The organism is Acidithiobacillus ferriphilus, assembly GCF_018854775.1.
In the GTDB taxonomy this organism is placed as follows: Bacteria; Pseudomonadota; Gammaproteobacteria; order Acidithiobacillales; family Acidithiobacillaceae; genus Acidithiobacillus; species Acidithiobacillus ferriphilus.
On record NZ_JAAZTY010000165.1, the window covers coordinates 1 to 5,174 of the forward strand.

5 protein-coding genes are annotated in these 5,174 nt (G+C 60.6%); 1 reads left to right on the forward strand and 4 read right to left on the reverse strand.

Annotation, left to right across the window (positions count from 1 at the left end):
* Positions 1-264 precede the first annotated feature (264 nt).
* The gene (locus HF921_RS11005; protein WP_064220126.1) at positions 265-738 is read left to right on the forward strand and encodes a V4R domain-containing protein; all 474 of its coding nucleotides are present in this window, start codon (positions 265-267) and stop codon (positions 736-738) included.
* Positions 739-825: 87 nt separating this feature from the next.
* On the opposite strand, the gene HF921_RS11010 is transcribed toward HF921_RS11005, so the two are convergent.
* The 4 genes from HF921_RS11010 to HF921_RS11025 all read right to left on the reverse strand — a co-directional run.
* A complete protein-coding gene (locus HF921_RS11010; protein ID WP_215893813.1) occupies positions 826-2,601 on the reverse strand; it encodes a single-stranded-DNA-specific exonuclease RecJ in 1,776 nt (591 codons plus the stop codon).
* Entirely contained in the window at positions 2,602-3,567 is a 966-nt protein-coding gene (locus HF921_RS11015) for a hypothetical protein (protein WP_215893814.1), read from the reverse strand. It abuts the gene before it with no gap.
* Positions 3,567-4,697, reverse strand: coding sequence for a threonine synthase (gene thrC / locus HF921_RS11020; protein WP_215893815.1), 1,131 nt, complete (start codon positions 4,695-4,697; stop codon positions 3,567-3,569). Before thrC ends, HF921_RS11015 begins: the two co-directional genes overlap by 1 nt.
* A 51-nt stretch (positions 4,698-4,748) precedes the next feature.
* Positions 4,749-5,174, reverse strand: a 426-nt coding sequence (locus tag HF921_RS11025; protein ID WP_215893816.1) for an ACT domain-containing protein, incomplete at its 5' end; no start/stop codon positions are given.

The window sequence follows — 5,174 nt, forward strand, 5'->3', positions numbered from 1 at the left end:
TGGAAATCAGGGGTACAACCAGCAACCACCACCCGACCAGGAATCTGGTCGGTACAACAGTGGCTACGGCAATTTACCAGGCGTACCCGATGGCCTACCCCCAGGAGGTCCGAGCGCGTCTTAACCGCCCCAACAAAACGATCCGCTCATTAAAATGGATAACTCGTTGCCTGCGACGCTTATGCACCTCGATCCGTCCCCAATCGGGGGCATGCGGCATATGATCAATGTTTGTAATAAAAATTTCCACAATTAAGGTGACCTATGGCTATAGAAACCAACATTTTTGAAAAAATAGACTTCGCAAACGCTACAAAAGTAGTGCGTCCGACTTTAGGTAATGAGGCACCAATCGCACTATTCAGGCTGGTGCGCCTTATCCTTCTAGAGGATATGTTTGGTGTCAGTTCTACGGCACAAGCATACCTATCGGGAAGACACCTTGGGTATAGCCTTGGGTTAAAAGATCTAAGCCAATTTGTAGAGTTATGCGAACAACTTAAAATAGGGGTTGTAAAAACTGGGGAAAATGATAAAGGGCAACTGCATATTGATGTTTACGAGTGCGTTACCTGCTCTGGAATGGAACCTGTCGGGCGCACCCTGTGTTCTTTCGAGGGCGGTTTGATCGCCGGCGTAGCAGAGGGCATATTTAAAAACAAGGTTAACGTCCGCGAGGTTACTTGCATAGGTGGACTTGGACATGAATCATGTGGCTTTGATATAATACAGAGGTAATGGTAACGCGATAGAATGATAATGATACATGAGGTCTAAGTTGCTCATTCGCAAAAGCGCATTGGTGAGGGGATCGGAAAACCTCCGTCAAGCTCCTCCGTCGACCAACGCAGCATGCCGAATACGCAACTGCAGCGTCGTCGTATCCCGGAACATATTCACATCCAGCTCGTAAGCCATGAGTACCGTCTGCCCCACTCCCACCGGGCAGACGCCATTTTCCACGGCGCCGAACCAGATGGCATCGTAGTCCATCGCATCCATTTTCACGACCAGTTTCAGATGCCTGCCGTCACCCACCGGGCGGATTTGTTCAATCCGGCCGTGGCTTCTGAAAACGGGGTGCTCCCATTGGCGGCCAAAAGGTTCTAAGGCGGTCAGTTCTTCCACAACGGCGAAGCTGGGAGTCACCTCCAGCGCACCATCGGTGACAATCTCCGGGCCGACCCTGTGGTCACGCAATGCGTTTGCGGCGGTAGAGGCCCACGCTTCCGCAAAGCGCTGCAGACCATCCCGCTTCAAGGTCACACCACCAGCGCCCGCATGGCCGCCCCAGGCGACAAAATCATCGGGATAACGGCCGGCGATCTCCGCCAAGGCATTCCGTACATGAAAACCGTGCACGGTCCTGAGCGATGCCGTGATATGTTCCGCGTCATTTTTTGGCGAGAAATAAGCGACCGGTCTACCGAAAGACTCCGCCAGTCGCGCCGCACAAATGCCGTGGACACCCGCGTGGCCTTCCGGGTCGAATATCGTAATGGCCGCCGCGCCATCCCGAACCTGCTGTGCCGCCTGTTTTGTGCTTCTTTGCAGCATGTTCGACTGGACCGCCTTACGTTCGGTGTTGTGCTCCACGAAATGCTGCGCCAGTTCTTCCGCCACCGGAACGCTATCACTCATAAGCAAATCAACACTGCCCAGTGCCGAATCCAGGCGCCCGCGGGCGTTGATGACGGGCGCGAAATGAAAGGCCAGGGTGGCCGCGGTAATGGGCCCTTTGCAATGGCTGGCTACGTACAATGCCTGCCAGGCGGGCCGTGCCACCGGCGAGTTCATGATCGCCAGGCCGCGGGCGATTATCGCCTTGTTATTGATGGACCGCGCCAGATTGACGCAATCGGCCATGGTTCCCAGGGCAACCAGGTCCAAAAGACCGCCGAGTTTTGGCGCACGGGCGGGAAGGTCGCCGTCCCGAATCAGCCGCTGGCGAACCGCACAGCACAGCAACCACGCCACCTGCACGCCGGCGATGTAAGGATCGGGAAATGCCGAATCCTCGCGCACCGGGTTTACACAAGCCATGGCCGCAGGGGGCGGCCCGGATGCGGGCACGCCGTGATGATCCGTGATGACGACGATAAAACCATGATCCCGCAGCCTGGCGATCCGTTCATGATCCGTGCTCCCCTGATCCGCGGTAATAATCAAGGCGGGGCGGGGGGCCTCGGCAATAATGCGGTCGGTCAGGGTTTCGGTGACGCCGTAACCGTCCCGCAGACGATGGCCGATATAGCTGTGAATCCGCGCTTCCGACACGCCGAAATAATCCCGGAACGCAAACTTCAGCACCGCATGGGCCGAGGCGCCATCCGCATCGAAGTCGGAAATCAGGAGGATGGGCAACCCTTGTTTTATGGCGGAGACGATGCATTCAGAAGCGATGTCGATATCAGGCAGCAAATCCGGCGGGGTGAGGCCACTCAACTGCAGATTCAGCAACTCCGGCAGTTTCGCCAGATCGGCCTCGCTCAATCTACCGGCAATGATCCGGGCCTGGAGCGGGGTATATCCAAGCTCCAAAGTCGCGCGCAATATCGCCGCTGCCACAGGACGGTCGACAATGCGCGCGGCTTCAGACACCTACCAGCCCCCCGGCAGCGCATGGCCCGGCCGGGCCGGTCCGCGCCAGAAGCGCCAGCGATCCGTACGGCGAAGCGTAAGGCGCTCTATACCACCGCTGGCAAGCACCCCCGTCAAACACTCCAGGCGCCCGCCGCTCCGCCACAAGGATTGCAGGGCCGGGACCAGCGCCGCGAAAGACTTTGCCGCATCGGGATAGAGCCAGGCTCCGGACCAGACCCAGAGCAGATCATCGGGGAGTTTTACGGCGGCCTGCAACGCTTTGGGATAGGACAGGGGCAGACCGAGCCAGCGGGCCGCGGCCTGCAGGTAGTCCGCCTCCGCCGCCACGGTCTGCCACCGCGGAATGGGCCGCGCAGCAGGTAATCGCCCCTCCCCCCAGGCCCAGAACAGACACCAGGGTTCCTGACCGTCGGCATCGACATCCTGATTGACGGGATGCGCGGCGAGGAGCATTTGCAACTCATTGAGGAAGGCATTCCAGCGCCGGGCATCGGTACCGGTGACTTGCAGGGCCAGCGGCTCACGGCCCCAGACTTGTTCGGGATCGGGACAGTGCAGGTCGGGCGTGTCGGCGGTCAGCACATACCAACGCCGGGCGCCGCGCCGCAATGTCCAGGGGGTATCCGCCATGTGCTCAACAGCAGACGTAAACAGTGCCGCGGCGGCGGCTTCCTCCAGGCCGGGCAGAGGCTGTAAGACCGCCCGCCCCGCCTGGCCGCGAAACGCCACCGGCTCCAGGGCGATGACCCAGTGCCCTTCGGTCGCTATACCCTCAGACTCCGCCAGCAATGCCGCCGCCGGCAGCAAGCCGTTGAAACCCAGCAAACGTCCCGCCACCTCCAGAGAGGAACCAGCCGTCAACCGCTCCGCCCGCCCACACCCCCAGTAACGCGGCAATACCGCTCCCAGGTCGTCCTCCGGCACACCGCGTAACCCCGACAGCCAGAGGCAGAGATCGGCCATCAGCGGTCCAGAATGGCGCGCTGCACGGCCTCCAGACTGGCATCCACGGTGCGCACTTCGCCGCCCTGAGCAATGGCGGTATCGGGATCTTTGAGGCCATGCCCGGTGAGGGTACAGACCACCGTCGCGCCCGTTTCAATTTTTCCGGCGCGAACCGCGGCCACCACCCCCGCCACCGAAGTCGCCGAGGCCGGTTCGCAGAAAACGCCCTCGTATTGCGCCAGCCAGCGCTGCGCCTCCAGAATTTCGGCATCGCTATGACCGCCAAACCAGCCGCCGCTTTCGGCCTGCACCCGATGCGCCTGATCCCAGGACATGGGATGACCGATACGGATGGCCGTGGCGATGGTCTCGGGGTCTTTCACATAATCGCCAACGATGAATGGAGCACTGCCTGCCGCCTGAAAACCCAGCATCTTCGGTCGTTTGCCCGTTTTACCGTGACCATAGGTGCAGGCGCCATTACAGAACTTGCAGGAAGCGGTCAGAGACTGGGACTTGTCGGTCCGCCCATCAGTGGCCTCACAATAGCCCATCCAGTGGGCGGTGATATTGCCGGCATTACCCACGGGCAGGGCGTGATAATCGGGCGCCTCACCCAGCGCTTCGATAATCTCGAAGGCCGCCGTCTTCTGGCCCTGCAAGCGATAGGGATTGACCGAGTTCACCAGGGTGATGGGCGCATTGGCCGCCACTTCCTGGACAATCTGCATCCCCGCGTCGAAGTTGCCGCGAATCTGCAACACCATGGCACCATGCATCATCGCCTGAGAAAGCTTGCCGAGGGCGATCTTGCCTTCCGGGATCACCACGAAAGCGCGCATTCCCGCCCGCGCCGCGTAAGCCGCTGCTGCCGCCGAAGTGTTGCCGGTAGAGGCGCAGATCACCATCTCACTGCCCTCTTCCTTGGCTTTGGTCACCGCCATGGTCATACCACGGTCCTTGAAGGAGCCGGTGGGATTCAGGCCCTCGAATTTGAGGAAAAGGCGGATATCGAGGCCAAGCTGGCGGGGCAGGTTGATACACTCGATCAGCGGCGTATTGCCCTCGCCCAGGCTCACCGCCGGAGTCTCGGGAGCCAGGGGCAGGAAGGCGCGGTAATGGTCGATAATGCCGGTATAACGGGTCATGAAGTTATCCTGATTTAAGATGAAATGCCAAAATTCAGTGCGGCGGACGGATCACCCTTCCGCCAAACTCTCGACGCGCAGGCGCAGCACGGGCTGAACGACCACCGGCAGCGCTTCAATGCGGGCGATGGCCCGCTCCAGGTCACCCTCCCGGCAGCGGTGCAGCAGCAGGACGATGGGCACACTGTCTGCCTCCGGCGTCTCTTTCTGCACCAGCGCTTCGATGGAAATCTCATACTCCGCCAGCATCGTCGCCACCTGTGCCAGCACACCGGGGCGGTTATGGGCGTGGATGCGCAGATAGTAAGCGCTCTCCACCTCGGCCATGGGCAGCAGCGGCAAGGCACTCATGGCATCGGGCTGGAAGGCGAGATGGGGCACCCGGTTGCTGGGATCGGCGGTCATGGTCCGCGCCACATCCACCAAGTCCGCCACCACGGCGCTGGCCGTGGGATCGCCGCCCGCGCCGCGTCCATA

Bases quoted from the DNA above. Each gene is read 5' to 3' on its own strand.
- HF921_RS11005 (WP_064220126.1), top strand. From the start codon at position 265: ATGGCTATAGAAACCAACATTTTTGAAAAAATAGACTTCGCAAACGCT.
- HF921_RS11015 (WP_215893814.1), bottom strand. From the start codon at position 3,567: ATGGCCGATCTCTGCCTCTGGCTGTCGGGGTTACGCGGTGTGCCGGAG.
- thrC (WP_215893815.1), bottom strand. From the start codon at position 4,697: ATGACCCGTTATACCGGCATTATCGACCATTACCGCGCCTTCCTGCCC.